Origin of the sequence: Bacillus cereus group sp. BfR-BA-01330, from assembly GCF_022663885.1 — a bacterium.
In the GTDB taxonomy this organism is placed as follows: domain Bacteria; phylum Bacillota; class Bacilli; order Bacillales; family Bacillaceae_G; genus Bacillus_A; species Bacillus_A cereus.
Window position 1 is genome coordinate 353,442 of the sequence record NZ_JAKUGK010000005.1, and the last position, 22,249, is coordinate 375,690.

The window sequence follows — 22,249 nt, forward strand, 5'->3', positions numbered from 1 at the left end:
TTTTTATAGGAAAGCTAGAAGGGATGAAAAAATTGGACAATCAACATAACCAAAATCATATTATGGGAACTTTGCAATGGTTTATATTTTTATTAGCAAATTCAATCGCACTACCAATTGTCGTTGGCGGATTATTTCATCTTACGACGGAAGAAATATTTTATTTAATGCAGCGTACGTTTTTTGTAGTTGGTATATCTTCTTTTTTACAAGGATGGCTTGGGCATAGACTACCAATTGCGGATGGGCCGGCTGGATCTTGGGTTGGTGTATTTACCGTACTTGCTTATGCAACGGCCGGACAAGATCAATTACATAGTACACTGCAAATTTTAGAATTAGGAATGATAATCTCCGGTATTATTTTAATAGGATTAGGAGTAACTGGTTTTATAGGACGTATTTTATTTTTATTTACGCCGCTTGTAACAGGGACGTTTTTACTTTTATTATGTTTACAATTAAGTGGTGTATTTTTAAAAGGAATGTTAGGAATTACAGCTACTATTTCTCAAATCGACGGATTTACAGCAATGATCGCGTTTAGTATATTTCTGTTCGTTATTATACTATCTAATTTTGGAAAAGGCTTTGTCAAAAGTTATGCAGTTTTAATAGGATTAATTAGTGGGTGGATTATTTTTCTCATTGCAGGAAAAGTGACAATCCCATCTCAAGTAACTCATTTTGTGCAACTTCCACATATATTTGCTTGGGGACTTCCAAAATGGAATACAGGTATGGCTTTATCAAGTTTCGTTATGGTATGTATTTTAGTTTCGAATACGGTGGCAGCTATTATAGCAATTAATCAAGCAACTATTCATAAAGCGACTATTGAACAAAAACAGTTGAAAGATGGAACATGGGTTGGGGGGATTTCGCATATCATCTCTTCTGTATTTTCAACTGTAGGTGTCGTTCCGTTACCAGCAACGGCAGGATTTATACGTTTAACAAAACAAAAATATATCCGATCGTTCTTAATGGCATGTGCGTTACTAGTCGTAATGTCTCTTTTTCCAAGTATTATTCGTTACTTAGCATCTTTACCATCAGCTGTCGCATCGGCTGTTTTAATGGCTTCGTTCGTACAGTTAATTGGAATTGGATTTAATAATATAAAACAAGTGCCGATGAGTGAAAGGAATGTAACGATTTTAGGCGTTGCAGTATTATTTGGCAGCGGCGTTATGTTTTTACCGTCTGGAGCACTCCAATCCTTGCCGTCTGTTATGCAATATATATTCGGTAATGGCTTATTTGTAGGTACGGTTGTAAGTATATTGCTAGAACAAATATGGCGCGTTGGAAAGTAAGTGGATAAAAAGAGTGTACGCACTGTATAAAAGTCTAAAATAACATAGGAAATAAAGCCCATTTTCATTCACCACCTGCACATTTCGTTCATACAATATCTTGACTAAATAAACACCCAACTTACACATACACAGCTCTGGCTTAAGCAAGGAGGGTTATACCAGTTGAAGGAAAAAGCGTATCAATCTAAACCTTTACTCACAAAGAGAGAGAGAGAAGTATTTGAATTGCTGGTTCAAGATAAAACAACGAAGGAAATTGCAGGTGAACTTTTTATAAGTGAAAAGACAGTTCGCAACCACATCTCAAACGCAATGCAAAAGCTAGGGGTTAAAGGACGTTCACAAGCAGTTGTGGAGCTTCTTCGTATGGGAGAGCTCGAATTATAAGAAAGCAGCCGACTTTTATATAAAAGTCGGCTATTTTTTTGTTTGCTTCACTTGCTATATGAATGATAAAAACGTTTCATACATAAATAGGTAATAAGGAGGGGATATGTTGAAAAGGATATTGTTAGTTTCAACAAGTGCTCATGATATGAATGGACACCCGACTGGTTTGTGGCTTGAAGAGCTCGCAGCTCCTTATCATGTATTAAAAAAGGCTAAGTTTGATGTTGATATTGTGTCAATAAAAGGCGGGAGAGTACCTATAGATAGAGTGTCTATTCCGAATGGTATACCTCGCGAATTCAAGCATGTAGCTTCTTTATTGCAAAATACGAGGCCGATTTCAAATGTTCATTTTTCGGATTATGATGCGGTTTTATTTGGTGGTGGGCACGGGGCGATTGTAGATTTTCCAGGTAATCCATATGTAGCAAATTTGATTGAGAATATGTATAACAATAACCGGATTGTAGCGGCTGTTTGTCACGGAGTAAGCTCTTTAGTCGGTGTGAAAAATAAGGATAGCTCGTTTTTTGTTGCGGGTAAGCGTATAACAGGTTATACAAACGATGAAGAAAGAGCTGTACATTTAGAAAAGCGCGTTCCGTTTTTGCTAGAAAGTAAGTTGAAAGAAGAAGGAGCTTTGTTTTATGTAGCCCCCAATTTTACGCCGCATGTAGTAGTAGATGGTCATTTAATTACAGGACAAAATCCACAGTCTAGCGTGGAAATAGGTAAGGCTATAAAAAGGGCTGTAAATAAATTATAGAAAAAGTACCCGCTACTAACAAAGGTAGTGGGTATTTTTATCCCTCTATTTGCCGGGCAGTAGGACCCCCACTGATTAAAGTTTCACTGTATTCTAAAATTCCCGCCTCGAAATTGGTTTGTAACCGTCCAGTTGGTAATAATTGATTATAGTTTTTTATGTATAGTATATGAAAATGTAATAAACTAAAAAGGCATAGTGAGTATAATAACTTCATTTATAATCATTCGTGAATTTGCTATACTATTTTGTATGGACAAAAGGGGAGGCTCTTTTAAATGAGAAAAGTCGCATGTGCAAATACTTATATTAATAAAATAAAGCCCATTATTAGAAAGACAAGTTTTAGCCAATTGAAAATAGATGAAATTGCGAAATATATGGATATTAGTAAAGCTACTTTATATAAACGTTTTTCTTCGAAAGATGAAATTATTGAGGTGGTAGTAGAGGATTTCATGAACTATCTACTTGAAGGTGATGCGGATAATCAAGATGAAAGTATGTCATTTACAGAACGTTTCCAAAAGACGTTTATCCATTCTTTAAAATGTGTGACATATATTTCGGATGTTTTTTTGCAAGATTTGAAAGAAGCATATCCGCATTTGTCGGATCAATTAGTCGCTGCCCAACAAAATCGTAACCATAATTTGCAAATGTTTTTTGAAGCGGGTATGGAACAAGGTTATTTTAATAAAATGAATGCACAATTATTTATGGTACAAGATGATGTGATGTTAAGACGTATTATAGATCATTCTTTTTGTATTCAGTACGATATTACGTTAAAGAAAGCGATACTTGATTTTTATCAATTAAAGAAGTATCAACTTTTTAAACCAGAGTATATAGAAGCAATTGATGATTCTGAAATTGAAAAAGAAGTTATTGCTATTTTGCAAATGATTTCGTAAAAAAGCAGATCTCCCTTAATAGAGGAGAATCTGCTTTTTTAGTACATATTATTTTTGCAACTGTTTTAATACTAATTCGGCTACTAGACCACCTGAAGCTGGGTTTTGACCAGTGATAACACGATTATCTTCTAGAGCATAAGCTTCCCACGGTTGCGCGGCTTTTTCGTAAAGTCCTCCATTTTTAATGAGTTCATCTTCTGTTAAAAATGGAACGAATTGATCTAATTCAGCTAATTTTTCTTCTTCATTTGAAAAGCCTGTTACCTTCTTACCGCTAATTAAACGATCTCCGTTGCTTAATGTAATATGAAATAAACCAGCAGCTCCATGACAAACCGAAGAAACAATTCCGCCGTTTTCATAAATATTGCGGCTAATATTTTGAAGTTCTTTATTTTCTGGGAAGTCCCAAATAACCCCGTGGCCACCTGCGTAATAAATAACAGCGTAGTCTTCTGGATTCACTTCACTTGGTTTCATTGTAGAACCGAGGCGATTCATAAACTCTTTCTTTTGATACCATTCCCAATCGATACTCTCCGCCATTGCTAAACTATGTGGATCAATTGGTGTATAACCGCCTTGTGGACTGACGTAATCAACTTCGTAACCCGCTTCTTCTACTTTTTTTACGAAATGTACAGCTTCACCAAGCCAAAGTCCGGTAGCCCTATTTAAATTTGGGTATTTTTCTACGCTTGTTAATACAACTAACATTTTTCTCTTCATCATAATCCTCCTATAATGTCTCTTCTATATAAAAGTTCTGTATGCGTTTCATTTTATTAAGTTAAAAAATGTAAATTTGAATAATCATGCCAGTCCTCCTTATATCGGCTTCGAAATTAGTGTATAATAACTTTCGAACAAGGTAAACTAAAAAGGCTTAATTAGTTTACTTTGTATATTTTTCGTTGACAAACTGTAATGCTGAAACTATGATAGTTCCATGAATATCGAACAACATACGTGTTTCGTTTCGAATTCAATTTACCCCGCATTAACGGGCAGTAAGACCTCCATCTCAAAATTCAGCGGAAGCAAAGAAGTTAGGTGGGGGTTGGGCTGCCCGTAAAAGCCCGATTGGTGAGGGCTAATAATCAGTGGGAGATGAACACAAACCTCACTGATTAAAGTTTCACTTTATCGCGCGATAAATTAGCAACTTTTACACATTTAATGAAGTTGTTTAGTGGTGATACAACATTTAAATAAGTTCATTTTTTTATCTATAGTTTGATAGTTTTAAAATTGCAATCAGGAGAGTGTTACACATGGGGAAAGATATAAGAAACCATTCGAAATGGTTTGTTTTTACATTATGTTTTATTGTTTTGTTAGGACCGATGAACGCTGTGTTATTTAATGTAGCGCTAGAGGATATTGCCAATGATTTATCAATTAGTCAATCGAAAGTAAGTTGGGTTGTAGTAGGGTATTCTTTAGTTGTCGGTATTGGTTCGATAATATATGGAAAGCTGGCTGATCGTTACAGTGTAAAAAGACTATTAATTATTTCTATTATCATATTTGTAGCTGGTTCTATTGTTGGATTTATGAATCAATCTTATGAAATTATCATTTTCGCAAGGTTAGTGCAGGCGAGCGGGGGAGCAGCGTTTATTGCGCTTAGTATGATTGCGGTGGCGAAATTAGTTGCTCCAGCTAAAAAACCAGGTGCGTTAGCAATGATTAGTTCTTCTATTGCATTAGCGGTTGGTATTGGACCTTTAGTAGGTGGGGCAATTACAAATACGTTAGGGTGGCCGTATTTATTTTTATTTATGGTTATTTCAATGATTGGTATTTTCTTACTCGTAAAATTTATGCCAGAAGAGGCGCGACATACAGATGAAGTGTTTCGCTTTGATTTCATTGGAGCAGTTTTATTATTTGTATTGATTACGACCATTTTATTAGGAGTTAATATTAATAGTTGGCTTTTTGTGTTATCTGTTGTTTTTCTATTTTTATTTAAGGCTCATATGAAGAGAACAGAGTCGCCGTTTATTGATATTGAGTTATTTACAAATAAACCATTACTTCGTTTAATAGCGGTCGGATTTATCATTAATGTGGCGTTATGTGCTAGTTTATTATTATTACCATTACTGTTAGGAAGAGGACATGGATTGTCTCCATTCGTTATTGGAATTGTATTGTTTATTGCATCTCTCTTTGGTATTGTATCTAGTTTTATTACCGGAAAGATTATTCCTTCGTTTGGGAATGTGAAGATGATGTATGTAGCTTCTGTAGTTATGATCATTGGCTTTTTAATTTTAGGGATTATTCCGGACGGGAACTTACTCTTTATTTTATTTGCGGTTATTTTAACATTTATGAGTTATTCGGCAATTCAAGTATCATTAAACACATTTATCCCGAAAACATTAAATCTAGCTAAAGTTGGAGTCGGTCTTGGTTTATATAATTTAATTAACTTTTTCGGTATGGCATTTGGACCAGCTGTAGCGAGCAAAATTATGGAATCTACAAATAGTTATCGATTGAATTTTATTTTGATCGTCATTTTAATTGCTGCTCATTTTTTCTTATTGATGGGAATGTCTTCTTTTCAAAAAAAGATGGAGCAATGAATATGCACTTTATATAGAAGAAACCGACTTTCTTATAGAAGGTCGGTTATTTTTCTATCTTGCAAATTACGAAAAAAAGGAGCAAAATAAAAAAGGTCCTAGTCTATACATGGGAAAATGAAAATTTTCATACAGAAGTATTTGAAGTGAGCGAACTTAAAGTGTGTAAAATATAATGATAAACATAAAAGATGATGAATGAGAAAACGGGTGATGAAGTTGAATAGAGCAATCGGTGTTATCGATTCAGGAGTTGGCGGTTTAACAGTAGCGAAGGAATTAATTCGTCAGTTGCCGAAAGAGCGTATCATATATTTAGGAGATACAGCACGTTGTCCTTATGGTCCACGTTCTCGAGAAGAAGTACGTCAATTTACGTGGGAAATGACAGAGCATTTACTAGACTTAAATATTAAAATGTTAGTTATTGCGTGTAATACAGCAACTGCAGTTGTATTAGAAGAGATGCAAAAACAATTACCAATTCCAGTAGTAGGAGTTATTCACCCAGGATCACGTACAGCTTTAAAAGTGACAAACACGTATCACGTTGGGATTATTGGAACGATTGGAACGGTGAAAAGTGGTGCATACGAAGAGGCGTTAAAGTCTATTAATAACCGTGTTATGGTAGAAAGTTTAGCTTGTCCACCTTTCGTTGAACTTGTAGAGAGTGGGAATTTCGAAAGTGAAATGGCGTATGAAGTTGTAAGAGAAACGTTGCAACCACTGAAAAGTACCGATATTGATACACTTATATTAGGGTGTACACATTATCCGATTTTAGGACCTGTTATTAAAAAAGTAATGGGAGATAAAGTGCAACTAATTAGTTCTGGTGATGAAACAGCACGTGAAGTAAGTACAATCTTATATCATAGTAAAATGTTGAATGAAGGAGAAGAACAAAGCGATCATCTCTTCTTAACAACAGGAAAAATAGGCTTGTTTAAAGAAATTGCATCAAAATGGTTCGGTCAACCGATTGAAAATGTGAAGCATATTCATTTAGAAAAAGAATAATAGTAGAATTTATATAAGTGAGCTCCTGAGAAATCAGGAGTTTTTGTTTTATCTTGCTATTTGCTGGGGAGTAAGACCCCTACTGATTAAAGTTTCAATTTATAAGAGGCGCAGCTTGTTCTAAAACGTGAAACAGCTCGTATACATAATAGTACAAACTTAGATTTTAGGGGGGAATGGCATGCCTAAATCCACTTTTAAATGGGTTGTTGGTGCTACTGTGAGCGCTGTTTTACTAACAGGGTGTGGCTTTATAAATCAAGAGAAAGCAACTGAACAAATTGATCCGCCAAAACAAGTTACGTATACAGAGGGTGGGAAGAAAGAAGTAGCTAAAAAAGATAAGCAAGGGCAAATGGTAAACAGAGAACTATACCTTGTTGATAAAAATGGTTATGTTGTACCACAAACGTTAGCTATACCTACTCCGAAAGCAAATGAGACTGTGAAGCAAACGTTAGAATACCTTGTGAAAGATGGACCGGTAACGAATTTATTACCGAATGGGTTTCGTGCAGTCATTCCGGCGAATACAACGATGACTTTAGATTTGAAAAAGGACGGAACGGCAGTTATTGATTTCTCTAAAGAAATGAAAAACTATGCGAAAGAAGAAGAGCGTCAAATCGTTGAATCTATAGCTTGGACGTTGACGCAATTTACAGAGATAAAACAAGTGCAGTTCCAAATAAATGGTGAGAAATTGGCAAAGATGCCGGTTGGTGGTACACCGCTTGGTGAAGGAGTGAGCCGTGCAAATGGTATTAACTTCGATGATGAACAAGTAGCAGATGTAACAAATACAAAACCAGTCACACTGTATTTTATGGCGCAAAATAATAATAAACAGCAATACTACGTACCAGTCACACGCCGCGTTGCGGAAGGTAAAGAAAATGACTATGCAGCAATTATAGATGAACTTGTAAAAGGTCCGATCCATCAATCGCTCCTGAATGATTTTAATCCAGGCGTTAAGCTTATTACGAATCCGAAATTACAAGACGGAAATCTTACATTAAACTTTAATGAAAATATATTTGTAAACCCAGATAAAAATATGATCTCAAATTACGTATTGAAGTCGTTAGTTTTATCTTTAACAGAAAAGAAAGGTGTGAAAAATATTTCTATTGAAGTGAATGGAAAAGCAAATCTTATAGATGAAAAGGGCGGAAAGTTAATAAAACCTGTAGATCGTCCAGAAAACGTGAATACAGGTAGTTTTTAATCTTGAATAATTTGATATACTTAAGTAAGAAAGGAGAATTGCTTTTTGGGTTCTCCTTCTTTTATTGTATACATATCATACATTTAAATTTGGCTATACTAACGAGTAGTAATTAAGAGGAGGTTATTTTTATGCGAGTAGATGGTAGAGAGAAAACAGAATTACGCCATATACATATTCATACGAATTATTTAAAACATCCAGAGGGATCTGTATTAATTGAAGTTGGGGATACAAAGGTAATTTGCTCAGCAACAATTGAAGAGCGTGTACCACCGTTTATGCGTGGAGAAGGAAAAGGATGGGTAACAGCTGAATACGCGATGATTCCGCGTGCAACAGAACAACGTACGATTAGGGAGTCAAGCAAAGGGAAAGTAACAGGGCGTACAATGGAAATCCAGCGCTTAATTGGACGAGCATTACGTGCGGTAGTTGATTTAGAAGCGCTTGGCGAGAGAACAGTTTGGATTGACTGTGATGTCATCCAAGCAGATGGTGGAACGAGAACAGCTTCTATTACAGGTGCATACGTAGCGATGGTATTAGCGTTTGAGAAGTTATTACAAGCAGAAAAAGTATCTAAAATTCCAGTAAAAGATTATTTAGCAGCAACGTCAGTAGGAATTGTTGAAGAGCAAGGTGTTGTTTTAGATTTAAACTATGCAGAAGATTCTAAAGCAGACGTTGATATGAATGTAATTATGACTGGAAAAGGTCAGTTTGTTGAAGTGCAAGGAACTGGAGAAGAAGCGACGTTTAGTAGAGCGCAGTTAAATGAATTACTTGATGCAGCAGAACAAGGCATTTTCCAACTGATTGATATGCAAAAAGAAGCGTTAGGTGACATCGTATCTCATATAGAGTAGAGGTGGAAAGTATGAAACAAGTTGTTGTAGCGACAAAAAATATGGGGAAAGTACGTGAATTTGCTGAGTTATTTGAGCGATTTGATTTAGAAGTGAAATCATTACACGATTTTCCTCATATTGAAGAAGTCGAAGAAACTGGTGAAACATTTGAAGAAAATGCGATCTTAAAAGCGGATAGTTTGAGTAGACAGTTGAATGCAATTGTAATTGCGGATGATTCAGGTCTTATTGTAGATGCGTTAAACGGGAAACCAGGCGTGTATTCAGCTCGTTTTGCTGGAGAGCCAAAAGATGATCAAGCGAATATTGATAAAGTTTTACAAGAATTAAATGAAATACCGTTTGATAAGCGTAAAGCTCGCTTCTACTGTGCATTAGCAGTAGCTTTCCCTGAAGGTGATAAAAAGCCTGTCATTGTAAACGGGACATGTGAAGGATTTATTTTAGAACAACGCCGCGGAGAAAATGGCTTTGGATACGATCCGATCTTTTATGTGGAAGAATACAAAAAAGCAATGGCGGAATTAAGTTCAGATGAAAAAAATGCTATTAGTCACCGCGGACGTGCTCTTCGTAAGCTAGAAGAAAAAATCCCTGAATGGTTTTTAGGAGAATAAGGGAGAGAGATTGATGAAAGCTTTAATCGTAAGCGATAGTCATAGCTCTGTGAAGGAATTACAGCAGTTAAAAGAGAAGTATGAAGGGAAAGTAGATACCATGATTCATTGCGGTGATTCAGAGCTAACGCCTGCTCATGAAGAGCTGCAAGGTTTCCATGTTGTAAAAGGAAATTGTGATTATGCTAACTTTCAAGATGAAATTGTAACTGATGTAGATGGAATTCGCTTCTTAGTTGTACATGGGCATCGACATAATGTAAAAATGACATTACAAACGCTAGCGTACCATGCTGAAGAAGTGGGAGCGCAAGTTGCATGCTTCGGACATTCTCACGTATTAGGTGCGGAATTAATCGAGGGCGTTTTATTTATTAATCCAGGCAGTATTTTATTACCACGTCAGCGTGTAGAAAAGACATTTGCTTTATTAGAAATGGATGAAAATCAAATGGAAGTTCGTTTTGAAACGTTAGACGGACAACTAGTTGAACAGGCAGTTTTTAAAAGAGGATAAGAAAATTTATCCTCTTTTAAAAAAGGTGTTGACTTTATGTGTGGTTATACATATAATAAATATTGTCGATAGGGCAACGGCGCTAACGAAGAAAAGAAAATAACATATGCGGGTGTAGTTTAGTGGTAAAACAAGAGCCTTCCAAGCTCTGGTCGAGAGTTCGATTCTCTTCACCCGCTCCATGTCCCAGTAGCTCAGCCGGATAGAGCATACGCCTTCTAAGCGTACGGTCGGGAGTTCGAATCTCTCCTGGGACGCTAAAAAAACCTTGTTATCAAAAGATAACAAGGTTTTTTGTTTGTCTAAAATTTGATGTTTGGGTTATAAGTGTAGTTCATGCTTAATATTTGCGACCTTTCCTTTGATATTAAGCAGTTGCATATGTACTTTTTTTCTTAAATAAAAAGAGCGCCATTTATGCGCCCTATTCATCTTATTTAATTTAAAGAATTAATAGGTTTATGATGGAACTCAAATCCATATCCAGATTCTCTTAATTGTTTACTTGCAATATTATAAAATTCTTTACCATTCTAGTACGGTTGAGCAGCAGTTATCGGAACTTATCCCCGGCAGTGTGTTACAATTAATAGAAGCGGAAAATGAGAATCTCCAATTGACTGGACCTGTGATTGGTTAGATGGTTTAAGAAGGTCGTATAAAAAAGGGAGATGGCGCAAAGATGGCGAGATCAAATGAGAATGATTTAACGGAGAAATTGGCAGAAGGCCACCGAAAATATGGTGATGGCAATTTTACAGTACAGAACATCGGTGATGAAACTAACCCGAATTGGACTGTCGTAAAAAATGTGAGGAAGGGATCGGCAGGCATTCGCGAAGGAGAAGATATATTAAGACTGCGATCAAAATATATAAAATAGTACGGAAATGGGCGGAGCGGGAGTTCGAATTTCTCCTGGTACGCTACAAAAACCTTGTTATCTTTTGATAACAAGGTTTTCTGTTTAGTTATTAATAAACTTCTCAAATACAAAACCATAATCTTTCACATTATATTGTTTCTTCGTATCAACAAGCCAGTTAAAGGCAATCTCGTTCATTTCTTTAAATTGCTCTGCTAAATTTACTTGTGCGTTTGAAATGCGGCTAAAGGCATTAGATGCCATATCTAAACTTTTATGTGCATATTGTAATGTAATATCGTTGTCGTATGAAATTTCTTCGATTTTAAGTAAAGCCTTATATAAATCTTTTAATTCTTCAATATGTTTTTTATGAACATCAATTGAGTAATGTTCATCGCCCATTTGAAACTTAATTTCTACATCTAAATCAATCGTTCCTGCAGTTTCGAGTGCTACGTTTTTAATTTGATATTTACTATAACGAAAGCGGCGTAGTGTACGTTTTTTACTTGTTGCGCTTGTACCGTCCAAGTGAATTAACCCTTTGTTTGTGAAGCAATATTCATCTGATTTCGATTTAATTAGAAAGTAAATTTTCTCTCCATCTTCATGCATTACATAATCATCGGCATCGACCTTATCATAGTCTTTAGGTGTAATAACAGAACCTACATCGCTTAGTCCTAATACATCTGCGGCCATTTTTTTAAACATATATAATCCCCCTTGTAAATTAAATTCTTAATTGTATAAAAATATATTAACATGATTTTCATCCTTTGTTTTCTTGTAATACGAAAATATCTGAAGGTAAGTTAAGAAAAGTAATGAATAATTATTTTGATCCTAAATTATTTAGTAAATCTATTAGTTTAAGATTGGATTCTCCGAAAAATAACCAAGAGAAAAAAGTTAATTTTGCAAGTGATTATAGAGAAATTCCGTGAAAGCACCTCAAGCTATGTGAGGTGTTTTTCTATCCTCTTTTGAAATCTTACAATTCTGTAAGGTAACTGTAAGGTAGTTCGATGGTAACAAATTGCTAATCTTTTATAATGAAGATAACAACGATAAAACGAGGAGGCAGAAATGATGAAAGGATTAGTTGTAACGGGCTTAACGGTTGCTTTTGGATTTGTAGCGTATGAGAAATTAACGTATGTAGTTGATGTTGTGAAACATTTGATTGCTTAGAGAAAACAGCCATGAGAGGGAAAGGGAATGAGTGAATGAATGGAATGGTTATTTGGAATTATAGGTACTTGTAGTGTAGTGTTATTGTTCTTTGTCCCAAGTGGTATACTTAGTTCGACAACAAGTTTGTTCTTCTTAAGTTTGTTTGCTTGTACGATGCTTATTATTATGTTTTTAATGAAGCGAAGTAAACCAATCTTCTATTTTAGCATGATTGTTATGGCAATTATTGTTCTCCAAATTATTACCCTTGTAATATACCCCACAATTATAAAAGCTTTCCATTAATGATGAATCCTCTGCGCTTGTTGCTGGGGATTTTTATTTGTACAATTTTAATTTTTAGTAGAGATTTATTCGTATTGGAATGTAAAAATTAAATATTTTTATATTTCAAACAAATAGTTTTGGGATGTTGTGTTCTCATTACGCATTTGATATATTTACTTTGAACATAATTAAAATCAAGAAAAAGAGGCGGACGTATGGATAAAAAAGAAAATACGGTCGTATTGTTTCCACAACTATCAGAGCGCTATATTGATGAAGGTTTTTTAGCGCTGAAAGAGCGGAAGTTCGAAGATGCATTGCGCTGCTTTGAAATATTACGTCAGTATAATGCGGAAACGGAACAAACGGAATTAGCTTCAGTTATTTGTTTACTCGAATTAAAACGTATGGAAGAAGCGAAAGACAAATGTGAACAGTTGCTTAAAACAGGAGTTGTCTTATTTGGTGATATTCTTGAAACGTACGTGACTATTTTAGTTCAAACAAATGATTATGAAGGTGTTATTGAAACTGTTGAAAAGGTTTTACAAACGAAAGATATAATGCCTGATCAAAAGGAAAAATTAGCGCAACTTGCTTTATTTGCAGAAGGTATGCTCAATGAGGGAGACGCATCGCTAGTCGATTCAAATTTTGAGTTGGATGAGTTTACTAATGAAATTTTTGGAGAAAACTTTGGACAGAAGCTAAGAGCGATTCAGCGACTTTCGTTAAAAGACTTAGATCTTGCATTACCTGTTTTAAAGAAATTTTTAATAGAAGAAGAGCAACACCCCTATTTGAAAACTTCTATTTTGTATAAAATGATAGAAAGTCAGGTAGAAGAGGAAATAGAGGTAGAAAAGTTTGGGAATACGATTAAGGTAATTCCAGCATTTACAGGTCATAATGAGGAGCAATCCAATAACATTATACATAAATTATCAAGTCGATTAGAGCAAAATTATCCCGATATATTTGAAGCAACGGTTACATATTGGAAAGAATTGCAAATTAGTATTTTCCCATTTGCTCTATTAATGGATAAAGAAGAGATTTGGTCAGCTGTTTTAGAGAGAATTGGAAGAAAGCGTTTCGGATTGGCTATTGATGAAGAAGAGCTTATGGCAGCATACAATATCGAATTGGAAGAGTTTCATATTGCCTATCAATGGTTATTACGTGTTGAAAGAGAAGGATATTTGCCCGTATAATTATGAAAAAGAATCGTTCAGTTCTTGAAACGAGCATATTCTATGTTATAATGTAAGGGTTGCAAAAGGCAGAAAACTGCCTGTTTGTAAGAGAAGAGAAGTGTAATTCTCTTACTTAATATGTTTCATATTATTCTCGAACAAAATATACCGTAGTTGTCTTCTGGGCAATTAGTAGATTGGAACATTATATCTGAAAGCTTTTGCTAGAGGATTATTTGTGTATTTGTTATTTCAAAAAAGAGATAATGAAGATCTTAATCTATAGAGGTATGTGCATACATTATTATAGTTGGAGGGAAAGAATAAATGTCTACAAAATGGGAAAAATTAGAAGGTAACGTTGGCGTTTTAACAATCGAAGTTGATGCTAAAGAAGTAAACAACTCTATCGACGCTGCGTTCAAAAAAGTAGTAAAAACAATTAACGTACCAGGTTTCCGTAAAGGAAAAATGCCTCGTCCATTATTCGAACAACGCTTTGGTATTGAATCTTTATACCAAGATGCTTTAGATATCATTTTACCAAAAGCATACGGTGAAGCGATTGAAGAAGCTGGTATCTTCCCAGTTGATCATCCTGAAATCGACATCGAGAAGTTCGAAAAAAATGCTAACCTTATCTTCACTGCAAAAGTTACAGTGAAACCTGAAGTTAAATTAGGTGAGTACAAAGGTTTAGCAGTAGAAAAAGTTGAAACAACTGTAACTGACGAAGATGTAGAGAACGAATTAAAATCTTTACAAGAACGTCAAGCTGAACTAGTTGTTAAAGAAGAAGGAACTGTTGAAAACGGTGATACAGCTGTAATCGACTTCGAAGGTTTCGTTGATGGCGAAGCATTTGAAGGCGGAAAAGGCGAAAACTACTCTCTAGCAATCGGTTCTGGTACATTCATCCCAGGTTTCGAAGAGCAAGTAATCGGTCTTAAATCTGGTGAGTCTAAAGACGTTGAAGTATCATTCCCAGAAGAGTACCATGCTGCTGAATTAGCTGGCAAACCAGCAACATTCAAAGTAACAATTCACGAAATCAAAACAAAAGAACTTCCTGAGTTAAACGACGAGTTCGCTAAAGAAGCAGACGAAGCGGTTGCAACTCTTGATGAATTAAAAGCAAAACTTCGCACAAACTTAGAAGAAGGCAAAAAGCACGAAGCTGAGCACAAAGTACGTGACGAAGTAGTAGAATTAGCTGCTGCTAACGCTGAAATCGAAATTCCAGAAGCTATGATCAACACTGAGTTAGATCGTATGGTTCGTGAATTCGAGCAACGTTTAAGCCAACAAGGTATGAACCTTGAGCTTTACTACCAATTCACAGGTACTGATGCTGACAAATTAAAAGAGCAAATGAAAGAAGATGCACAAAAACGTGTAAGAATCAATCTTGTTCTTGAAGCTATCATTGAAGCTGAAAACATCGAAGTTACTGAAGAAGAAGTAACTGCAGAAGTTGAAAAAATGGCTGAAATGTACGGTATGCCAGTAGACGCTATCAAGCAAGCTCTTGGAAGCGTAGACGCTTTAGCTGAAGATCTTAAAGTGCGTAAAGCTGTAGACTTCTTAGTAGAAAACGCTGCATAATAAAATAACAAGGCACGATTAAAATCGTGCCTTGTTTTATAAATATAGAAATATATTTATAAAACTTTTCGATGGAGAAGGAAAAGTTCCTTTACAAGTCGAATATACATATTTCAAAAGTTTTAAAAATTTTTTATTTGTACATAACTAGTCATATTATTTGTATTTCTCGCCACGTAGTGACATAATATGTATTTACATACGATACATTTATCGTGTACATACGAAGGCAAGAGGTTAGCACTTTGTAAGGGGTGTGAAAATATGTTTAAATTTAATGATGAAAAAGGGCAATTAAAATGTTCTTTCTGTGGTAAAACACAAACGCAAGTTCGAAAGTTAGTGGCAGGTCCAGGTGTTTACATTTGTGATGAGTGTATCGAACTTTGTACTGAAATTGTACAAGAGGAGCTTGCGAAGGACGAAGAAGTAGAATTCAAAGATGTACCGAAACCGGTAGAAATTCGTGAAATCTTAGATGAGTATGTCATCGGGCAAGATAGCGCGAAAAAAGCACTAGCGGTAGCGGTATATAACCATTACAAACGCATTAATTCTAACAGCAAAATTGATGATGTAGAATTAGCGAAGAGTAATATCGCACTTATCGGGCCAACAGGTAGTGGTAAAACATTACTTGCACAAACGTTAGCGCGTATTCTAAATGTTCCATTTGCAATCGCGGACGCAACATCTTTAACAGAAGCTGGATATGTTGGGGAAGATGTAGAAAATATCTTACTAAAATTAATTCAAGCAGCTGATTATGATGTTGAGAAAGCGGAAAAAGGAATTATTTATATTGATGAGATTGATAAAGTGGCACGTAAGTCCGAAAATCCATCAATTACACGTGATGTATCTGGTGAAGGTGTGCAGCAGGCACTTCTGAAAATTTTAGAAGGTACTGTAGCAAGCGTTCCACCTCAAGGTGGTCGTAAGCATCCGCACCAAGAGTTTATTCAAATTGATACAACGAACATCTTATTCATTTGTGGTGGAGCGTTTGATGGCATTGAGCCGATTATTAAACGTCGCCTTGGTGAAAAAGTAATTGGATTTGGTTCTGAGAAGAAAAATGCTGATGTGAATGAGAAGCATGTTTTATCTCACGTATTACCAGAGGATCTTTTAAGATTTGGTTTAATTCCAGAGTTTATCGGTCGTCTTCCAGTTATTGCGAACCTAGAGCCACTTGATGAAGATGCTCTTGTTGATATTTTAACGAAACCGAAAAATGCACTTGTTAAGCAATTCCAAAAATTATTGGAGCTTGACGATGTTGAGTTAGAGTTTGAAGAAGGTGCACTAATCGAAATTGCGAAAAAAGCAATTGAACGTAAAACGGGTGCTCGTGGACTTCGTTCTATTATTGAAGGCTTAATGCTTGATGTAATGTTCGAACTTCCATCTCGTAAAGATATCGAGAAGTGTATTCTTACAAAAGAAACAGTAGCTGATAATGAGCCGCCAAAATTGGTGTTACAAGACGGTACTGTACTTGATACAAAAACATCTGCATAATGCGAAAGGGAAACAGCAATTTTTATAATTGCTGTTTTTCTTTATGTTTAGCTACGTTCCTCCGCGGAAATACTAAGAGATAAAATATTGCGGGAGGAAATAAATAATGAGCTGGACAAATATATTTTTAGTTGTTCAACTTGTTTTTGGTGTAATTGTCGGATTGTATTTCTGGCATTTACTTCGAAATCAACGAACACAAAAAGTTTCAATTGATCGAGAATCGAAAAAAGAATTAGAACAGCTTCGTAAAATGCGTGAGATTTCTTTAACAGAGCCGCTAGCAGAAAAGGTGCGTCCTACAACCTTTTTAGATATTGTAGGGCAAGAGGACGGAATTAAGTCGTTAAAAGCGGCTCTTTGTGGTCCGAATCCGCAACATGTAATCATATATGGCCCGCCAGGTGTTGGGAAAACAGCGGCAGCACGTCTTGTATTAGAAGAAGCGAAACGAAATCCTAAATCTCCATTTCGTACGAATGCAACATTTATTGAACTTGATGCGACAACAGCTCGGTTTGATGAACGTGGTATTGCAGACCCTTTAATAGGTTCGGTGCATGATCCGATTTATCAAGGTGCTGGGGCGATGGGGCAAGCAGGTATTCCGCAACCGAAAAAAGGTGCTGTAACAGATGCACATGGTGGTATTTTGTTTATTGATGAGATTGGCGAGCTCCATCCGATTCAAATGAACAAAATGTTAAAGGTGTTAGAAGATCGAAAAGTATTTTTAGAAAGTGCGTACTATAGTGAAGAAAATACGATGATCCCAACATATATACATGATATTTTCCAAAAAGGCTTACCGGCAGATTTTCGCTTAGTTGGAGCAACGACACGTTCGCCAGAGGAAATTCCTCCTGCTATTCGGTCACGTTGCTTAGAAGTATTTTTCCGTGAATTAGATACGGAAGAAATTCAAAAAGTAGCGAAAAATGCCGCGGAAAAAGTGGAAATGCAAATAGGTGAAAATGGTATTGAAATGATCGGGATGTATGCAAGGAATGGACGAGAAGCGATTAATCTCGTGCAAATCTCTGCTGGTATGGCGATAAATGAAGAACGTTCTTTCATTAAGGATGAAGATATAGAGTGGGTTGTTCACTCAAGTCAGCTTACACCGAAATATGAAAAGCGCATTTATCCGATTCCAAGGATTGGTCTTGTAAATGGTCTTGCTGTATACGGACCAAATACAGGTGCGTTATTAGAAATTGAAGTAACAGCAATCAAGGCGAAAGATAAAGGATCGGTAAATGTTACCGGAATTGTGGAAGAAGAAAGTATTGGTAGTCAAACGAAATCGATTCGTCGTAAAAGTATGGCGAAAGGCTCTGTTGATAATGTATTAACAGTACTTCGTTCTTTAGATGTGTTGCCAGAAGGATATGATATACATATTAATTTTCCAGGTGGTATCCCGATTGATGGCCCTTCTGCAGGAATCGCTATGGCAACAGGTGTATATTCTGCGGTGCACCGCACGTATGTAAATAATGAAGTAGCGATGACAGGGGAAATAAGTATACACGGAGAAGTAAAACCTATTGGTGGCGTGTACGCAAAAATAAAAGCTGCGAAAAAAGCGGGAGCTAAGAAAGTCATTATTCCTGCTGAAAATATGCAACCATTTTTGTATACGATCAAGGGAATTGAAATTATTCCTGTCCGTAAGTTAAAAGAAGTATTTGAGTTAACGTTTATGCAAGAAAATATGCATAGAGAGCTAGATGTACATACTAAGGTAGACGAAACTGATGCACAATCTATGTGAAAATAAACAATAATAAAATTTGCCAGACTTCGTTTAAGTTTGTATGCTTAATCGGAGTCTTTTTTCTTTTCGTGAGGTAGAAAAACAAGCTATTTACAATTGCGCGGAATCTCAGCAATTGCATCTAGGTGTATTGTAATATAAAATAGTTGAACAGGAGTTTAATTTATTATGGAGGTGCTATGTCTAGTATGAATACGAACGAAAGAATCGTGCCCCTCCTACCATTAAGAGGCGTTCTCGTATATCCAACGATGGTTTTGCATCTTGATGTAGGACGTGATAAATCGATACAAGCACTAGAGCAGGCGGCAATGGATGAAAATATCATCTTTTTAGCAATGCAAAAAGAAATGAATATCGATGATCCGAAAGAAGATGACATATATAGTGTAGGTACGGTGGCGAAAGTGAAGCAAATGTTAAAATTGCCGAACGGTACGCTTCGTGTCCTTGTGGAAGGTTTACATAGAGCAGAAGTAATAGAGTTTATCGAAGAAGAAAATGTAGTACAAGTGTCGATTAAAACGGTAACTGAAGAAGTAGAAGATGATTTAGAAGAGAAAGCTCTTATGCGTACGTTACTGGAGCATTTCGAACAATATATTAAAGTTTCGAAAAAAGTTTCAAATGAAACATTTGCAACGGTAGCTGATGTGGAAGAACCAGGGAGATTAGCTGATCTAATTGCTTCTCACTTGCCGATTAAAACGAAGCAGAAACAAGAGATTCTAGAGATTGTATCTGTAAAAGAACGATTACAAACACTTATTTCAATTATTCAAGATGAACAAGAGTTACTTAGCCTAGAAAAGAAAATTGGGCAAAAAGTGAAACGTTCCATGGAGCGCACGCAAAAAGAATATTTCTTACGTGAGCAAATGAAGGCGATTCAAACTGAACTTGGCGACAAAGAAGGCAAGGGCGGAGAAGTAGAAGAACTTCGTGAGAAAATTGAACAGTCAGGAATGCCGGAAGAAACAATGAAGGCTGCGCTGAAAGAATTAGATCGTTATGAAAAGTTACCAGCAAGTTCTGCGGAGAGTGGTGTTATTCGCAATTATATTGATTGGTTATTAGCGCTTCCGTGGACAGAGGCAACAGAAGATATAATTGATCTTGCTCATTCGGAAGAGATTTTAAATAACGATCATTACGGTCTTGAAAAAGTGAAAGAGCGTGTACTTGAATATTTAGCTGTACAGAAGTTAACGAATTCATTAAAAGGACCTATCCTTTGTTTAGTAGGCCCTCCTGGGGTCGGCAAAACTTCGTTAGCGCGTTCAATTGCAACATCATTGAATCGTAACTTCGTCCGTGTATCTCTTGGTGGTGTGCGTGATGAATCTGAAATTCGTGGTCACCGCCGTACATATGTTGGAGCAATGCCAGGACGCATTATTCAAGGTATGAAAAAGGCGAAAACAGTTAATCCAGTCTTCTTATTAGATGAGATTGATAAAATGTCTAACGATTTCCGTGGAGATCCATCAGCGGCATTACTTGAAGTATTAGATCCAGAACAAAACCATAACTTCAGTGATCATTACATTGAAGAACCATATGATCTATCAAAAGTTATGTTTGTAGCAACTGCTAATACACTTTCAAGTATTCCAGGTCCATTACTTGACCGTATGGAAATCATTTCGATTGCTGGCTATACAGAACTTGAAAAAGTACACATTGCTCGTGAGCATTTATTGCCGAAACAATTAAAAGAACATGGCTTACGAAAAGGTAATTTACAAGTGCGTGATGAAGCGCTGCTTGAGATTATTCGTTATTATACACGTGAGGCTGGTGTTCGTACGCTAGAGCGCCAAATTGCAAAAGTTTGCCGTAAAGTAGCGAAGATTATCGTTACAGCAGAACGTAAACGTATCGTTGTGACAGAGAAAAAGATTGTTGATTTACTTGGTAAACACATATTCCGTTATGGGCAAGCTGAAAAAACAGACCAAGTTGGTATGGCAACAGGTCTAGCTTACACAGCAGCAGGCGGCGATACACTTGCCATTGAAGTTTCTGTAGCGCCAGGAAAAGGGAAACTAATTTTAACAGGGAAACTTGGGGATGTTATGAAAGAATCAGCACAAGCTGCGTTTAGTTATATACGTTCTCGTGCAGAAGAGCTTCAGATCGATCCGAATTTCCATGAGAAAAATGATATTCATATTCACGTTCCAGAAGGAGCAGTTCCAAAAGACGGACCGTCAGCAGGTATTACGATGGCAACGGCACTTATTTCTGCGCTAACAGGTATTCCTGTAAGTAAAGAAGTCGGTATGACAGGTGAAATTACACTTCGTGGTCGTGTATTACCAATTGGTGGTTTAAAAGAAAAAACATTAAGTGCTCACCGCGCAGGCTTAACAAAAATTATTTTGCCAGCAGAAAACGAGAAAGATTTAGATGATATTCCAGAGAGCGTAAAAGAAAACCTTACGTTTGTGCTTGCATCTCATTTAGATGAAGTATTGGAGCACGCATTAGTAGGAGTGAAACAATGAAAGTAACAAAAGCAGATATTGTAATTAGTGCTGTTAAACCAGAACAATATCCAGACAGTGATTTACCAGAAATTGCATTAGCAGGTCGTTCAAATGTGGGGAAGTCTTCCTTTATTAATAAAATTTTAAATCGTAAAAAGTTAGTACGTATTTCTTCTAAACCAGGAAAAACGCAAACGCTGAACTTTTTCTTAATCAATGAGATGATGCACTTTGTTGACGTTCCAGGTTATGGATATGCGAAAGTATCTAAATCGGAGCGCGCTGCATGGGGGAAAATGATTGAAACGTACTTTACAACGCGTGAACAATTAGACGCAGCTGTATTAGTAGTTGATTTACGTCACCAACCAACAAGTGATGACGTGATGATGTATGATTTCTTAAAGCATTATGAAATCCCAACAATTATTATTGCGACGAAAGCCGATAAAATTCCGAAAGGAAAATGGCAAAAGCATTTAAAAGTTGTAAAAGAAACGCTTGCTGTTGAAATTGGCGATGAAATTGTTCTATTCTCTTCTGAAACAGGACTTGGAAAAGAAGAAGCGTGGAAAGCAATTCATAAATTTACAAAAACAAAAAACGCGTGACGAATGTCGCGCGTTTTTGTTTTGCTAAATTTTTTAGCGTACGTTTAATGTAACTTCAATATTTCCTCTTGTTGCTTTCGAGTAAGGACATACACCGTGAGCCGCTTCTACAAGTTCTTGTGCTTCGCTATGTGAAACGCCAGCCACATGTACATCAAGTACAGCAGATAGGCCGAAACCACCATCTGTATCTTTTCCGATAGAAACGTGAGCAGTTACTTCTGTACTTTCTACTTTCACACGTTTTGTACGAATGACAAGTTGTAATGCACTATCGAAACAAGCTGCATAACCAGCTGCAAATAGTTGTTCTGGATTTGTTGCTTCTCCGCCTGCACCACCTAGTGCTTTCGGCATTTTTACATCAAGATTTAATATGCCATCATCTGAAACTACTTTCCCATTTCTTCCACCTGTTGCTGTTACTGAAGCAGTATATAATTTATCCATA

The 22,249-nt window shown here is 36.2% G+C and carries 21 protein-coding genes, 2 tRNA genes and 1 pseudogene; 20 read left to right on the plus strand and 4 right to left on the minus strand.

Annotated features, from left to right (window positions below):
* Positions 1–23 precede the first annotated feature (23 nt).
* The 4 genes from MR112_RS17010 to MR112_RS17025 all read left to right on the plus strand — a co-directional run bounded on the left by MR112_RS17010 (position 24) and on the right by MR112_RS17025 (position 3,395).
* Positions 24–1,319 (plus strand): purine/pyrimidine permease, encoded by a 1,296-nt coding sequence (locus tag MR112_RS17010; RefSeq protein WP_242245146.1) that lies wholly within the window; start codon positions 24–26, stop codon positions 1,317–1,319.
* A gap of 165 nt (positions 1,320–1,484) precedes the next feature.
* On the plus strand, positions 1,485–1,709 hold the full coding sequence (gene gerE / locus MR112_RS17015) for a spore germination transcription factor GerE (protein ID WP_000659484.1): 225 nt from the start codon (positions 1,485–1,487) through the stop codon (positions 1,707–1,709).
* A gap of 106 nt (positions 1,710–1,815) precedes the next feature.
* A complete protein-coding gene (locus tag MR112_RS17020) occupies positions 1,816–2,478 on the plus strand; it encodes a type 1 glutamine amidotransferase domain-containing protein (RefSeq protein ID WP_033695592.1) in 663 nt (220 codons plus the stop codon).
* A gap of 278 nt (positions 2,479–2,756) precedes the next feature.
* Positions 2,757–3,395, plus strand: a complete 639-nt coding sequence (locus MR112_RS17025; RefSeq protein WP_001233008.1) for a TetR/AcrR family transcriptional regulator — start codon at positions 2,757–2,759, stop codon at positions 3,393–3,395.
* Between the two features lie 48 nt (positions 3,396–3,443).
* Here the strand turns inward: MR112_RS17025 and MR112_RS17030 are convergent, their stop codons facing one another.
* Positions 3,444–4,127, minus strand: coding sequence for a type 1 glutamine amidotransferase domain-containing protein (locus MR112_RS17030; RefSeq protein ID WP_000823847.1), 684 nt, complete (start codon positions 4,125–4,127; stop codon positions 3,444–3,446).
* Between the two features lie 545 nt (positions 4,128–4,672).
* On the opposite strand from MR112_RS17030, the gene MR112_RS17035 reads away from it, so the two are divergent.
* The 8 genes from MR112_RS17035 to MR112_RS17070 all read left to right on the plus strand — a co-directional run bounded on the left by MR112_RS17035 (position 4,673) and on the right by MR112_RS17070 (position 10,515).
* The gene (locus MR112_RS17035) at positions 4,673–5,998 is read left to right on the plus strand and encodes an MFS transporter (protein ID WP_242245147.1); all 1,326 of its coding nucleotides are present in this window, start codon (positions 4,673–4,675) and stop codon (positions 5,996–5,998) included.
* 213 nt (positions 5,999–6,211) lie between these two features.
* Entirely contained in the window at positions 6,212–7,021 is an 810-nt protein-coding gene (gene racE, locus MR112_RS17040; RefSeq protein WP_000774005.1) for a glutamate racemase, read from the plus strand.
* A 181-nt stretch (positions 7,022–7,202) separates the two neighbouring features.
* Positions 7,203–8,252: a spore germination protein GerM gene (gene gerM, locus MR112_RS17045; RefSeq protein ID WP_001126746.1), complete on the plus strand. Its 1,050-nt coding sequence runs from the start codon at positions 7,203–7,205 to the stop codon at positions 8,250–8,252.
* Positions 8,253–8,383: 131 nt separating this feature from the next.
* Entirely contained in the window at positions 8,384–9,121 is a 738-nt protein-coding gene (gene rph / locus MR112_RS17050; protein WP_001261765.1) for a ribonuclease PH, read from the plus strand.
* A gap of 11 nt (positions 9,122–9,132) precedes the next feature.
* A complete protein-coding gene (locus MR112_RS17055) occupies positions 9,133–9,741 on the plus strand; it encodes an XTP/dITP diphosphatase (protein ID WP_000815939.1) in 609 nt (202 codons plus the stop codon).
* Between the two features lie 13 nt (positions 9,742–9,754).
* The gene (locus tag MR112_RS17060) at positions 9,755–10,258 is read left to right on the plus strand and encodes a metallophosphoesterase (protein ID WP_078186332.1); all 504 of its coding nucleotides are present in this window, start codon (positions 9,755–9,757) and stop codon (positions 10,256–10,258) included.
* A gap of 108 nt (positions 10,259–10,366) precedes the next feature.
* Positions 10,367–10,440 (plus strand) — tRNA-Gly (locus MR112_RS17065).
* A 1-nt stretch (position 10,441) separates the two neighbouring features.
* A tRNA-Arg gene (locus MR112_RS17070) sits at positions 10,442–10,515 on the plus strand.
* A gap of 180 nt (positions 10,516–10,695) precedes the next feature.
* On the opposite strand, the pseudogene MR112_RS29060 reads toward MR112_RS17070, so the two are convergent.
* Positions 10,696–10,788, minus strand: a pseudogene (locus MR112_RS29060) (DUF6572 domain-containing protein); the annotation flags it as partial.
* Positions 10,789–10,940: 152 nt separating this feature from the next.
* Here MR112_RS29060 and MR112_RS17075 point away from each other — a divergent pair.
* On the plus strand, positions 10,941–11,141 hold the full coding sequence (locus MR112_RS17075; RefSeq protein WP_000124460.1) for a hypothetical protein: 201 nt from the start codon (positions 10,941–10,943) through the stop codon (positions 11,139–11,141).
* Positions 11,142–11,225: 84 nt separating this feature from the next.
* On the opposite strand, the gene MR112_RS17080 is transcribed toward MR112_RS17075, so the two are convergent.
* On the minus strand, positions 11,226–11,840 hold the full coding sequence (locus MR112_RS17080; RefSeq protein WP_000473863.1) for a PH domain-containing protein: 615 nt from the start codon (positions 11,838–11,840) through the stop codon (positions 11,226–11,228).
* A gap of 519 nt (positions 11,841–12,359) precedes the next feature.
* Between MR112_RS17080 and MR112_RS17085 the strand changes: the two genes are divergently transcribed.
* The 7 genes from MR112_RS17085 to ysxC all read left to right on the plus strand — a co-directional run bounded on the left by MR112_RS17085 (position 12,360) and on the right by ysxC (position 21,798).
* On the plus strand, positions 12,360–12,608 hold the full coding sequence (locus MR112_RS17085; protein WP_001983650.1) for a hypothetical protein: 249 nt from the start codon (positions 12,360–12,362) through the stop codon (positions 12,606–12,608).
* A gap of 197 nt (positions 12,609–12,805) precedes the next feature.
* Complete coding sequence (locus tag MR112_RS17090; RefSeq protein WP_078186331.1) at positions 12,806–13,804, plus strand: hypothetical protein; 999 nt, start codon at positions 12,806–12,808, stop codon at positions 13,802–13,804.
* 309 nt (positions 13,805–14,113) lie between these two features.
* Positions 14,114–15,391, plus strand: coding sequence for a trigger factor (tig, locus tag MR112_RS17095; RefSeq protein ID WP_000105215.1), 1,278 nt, complete (start codon positions 14,114–14,116; stop codon positions 15,389–15,391).
* A 264-nt stretch (positions 15,392–15,655) separates the two neighbouring features.
* A complete protein-coding gene (clpX, locus tag MR112_RS17100) occupies positions 15,656–16,915 on the plus strand; it encodes an ATP-dependent protease ATP-binding subunit ClpX (RefSeq protein ID WP_000472289.1) in 1,260 nt (419 codons plus the stop codon).
* Between the two features lie 106 nt (positions 16,916–17,021).
* Positions 17,022–18,692, plus strand: coding sequence for an ATP-dependent protease LonB (lonB, locus tag MR112_RS17105; protein WP_000119176.1), 1,671 nt, complete (start codon positions 17,022–17,024; stop codon positions 18,690–18,692).
* A gap of 182 nt (positions 18,693–18,874) precedes the next feature.
* Positions 18,875–21,205, plus strand: coding sequence for an endopeptidase La (gene lon / locus MR112_RS17110; protein WP_000097289.1), 2,331 nt, complete (start codon positions 18,875–18,877; stop codon positions 21,203–21,205).
* Positions 21,202–21,798 carry a ribosome biogenesis GTP-binding protein YsxC gene (gene ysxC / locus MR112_RS17115; protein WP_000869116.1) on the plus strand — a complete coding sequence of 199 codons (597 nt, stop codon included), beginning with the start codon at positions 21,202–21,204 and terminating at the stop codon, positions 21,796–21,798. The genes lon and ysxC overlap by 4 nt, the downstream gene beginning before the upstream one ends.
* A 33-nt stretch (positions 21,799–21,831) precedes the next feature.
* Here the strand turns inward: ysxC and MR112_RS17120 are convergent, their stop codons facing one another.
* Positions 21,832–22,248 carry an organic hydroperoxide resistance protein gene (locus MR112_RS17120; protein ID WP_000359781.1) on the minus strand — a complete coding sequence of 139 codons (417 nt, stop codon included), beginning with the start codon at positions 22,246–22,248 and terminating at the stop codon, positions 21,832–21,834.
* Position 22,249 lies beyond the last annotated feature (1 nt).

Coding starts and splice junctions, on each gene's coding strand:
- tig (WP_000105215.1), top strand. CDS start 14,114: ATGTCTACAAAATGGGAAAAATTAGAAGGTAACGTTGGCGTTTTAACA.
- MR112_RS17090 (WP_078186331.1), top strand. CDS start 12,806: ATGGATAAAAAAGAAAATACGGTCGTATTGTTTCCACAACTATCAGAG.
- MR112_RS17030 (WP_000823847.1), bottom strand. CDS start 4,127: ATGAAGAGAAAAATGTTAGTTGTATTAACAAGCGTAGAAAAATACCCA.
- lonB (WP_000119176.1), top strand. CDS start 17,022: ATGAGCTGGACAAATATATTTTTAGTTGTTCAACTTGTTTTTGGTGTA.
- MR112_RS17080 (WP_000473863.1), bottom strand. CDS start 11,840: ATGTTTAAAAAAATGGCCGCAGATGTATTAGGACTAAGCGATGTAGGT.
- MR112_RS17020 (WP_033695592.1), top strand. CDS start 1,816: ATGTTGAAAAGGATATTGTTAGTTTCAACAAGTGCTCATGATATGAAT.
- MR112_RS17035 (WP_242245147.1), top strand. CDS start 4,673: ATGGGGAAAGATATAAGAAACCATTCGAAATGGTTTGTTTTTACATTA.
- MR112_RS17010 (WP_242245146.1), top strand. CDS start 24: ATGAAAAAATTGGACAATCAACATAACCAAAATCATATTATGGGAACT.
- MR112_RS17085 (WP_001983650.1), top strand. CDS start 12,360: ATGGAATGGTTATTTGGAATTATAGGTACTTGTAGTGTAGTGTTATTG.
- MR112_RS17055 (WP_000815939.1), top strand. CDS start 9,133: ATGAAACAAGTTGTTGTAGCGACAAAAAATATGGGGAAAGTACGTGAA.
- MR112_RS17060 (WP_078186332.1), top strand. CDS start 9,755: ATGAAAGCTTTAATCGTAAGCGATAGTCATAGCTCTGTGAAGGAATTA.
- gerM (WP_001126746.1), top strand. CDS start 7,203: ATGCCTAAATCCACTTTTAAATGGGTTGTTGGTGCTACTGTGAGCGCT.
- MR112_RS17025 (WP_001233008.1), top strand. CDS start 2,757: ATGAGAAAAGTCGCATGTGCAAATACTTATATTAATAAAATAAAGCCC.
- clpX (WP_000472289.1), top strand. CDS start 15,656: ATGTTTAAATTTAATGATGAAAAAGGGCAATTAAAATGTTCTTTCTGT.
- ysxC (WP_000869116.1), top strand. CDS start 21,202: ATGAAAGTAACAAAAGCAGATATTGTAATTAGTGCTGTTAAACCAGAA.
- MR112_RS17075 (WP_000124460.1), top strand. CDS start 10,941: ATGGCGAGATCAAATGAGAATGATTTAACGGAGAAATTGGCAGAAGGC.
- MR112_RS17120 (WP_000359781.1), bottom strand. CDS start 22,248: ATGGATAAATTATATACTGCTTCAGTAACAGCAACAGGTGGAAGAAAT.
- lon (WP_000097289.1), top strand. CDS start 18,875: ATGTCTAGTATGAATACGAACGAAAGAATCGTGCCCCTCCTACCATTA.
- racE (WP_000774005.1), top strand. CDS start 6,212: ATGAAGTTGAATAGAGCAATCGGTGTTATCGATTCAGGAGTTGGCGGT.
- rph (WP_001261765.1), top strand. CDS start 8,384: ATGCGAGTAGATGGTAGAGAGAAAACAGAATTACGCCATATACATATT.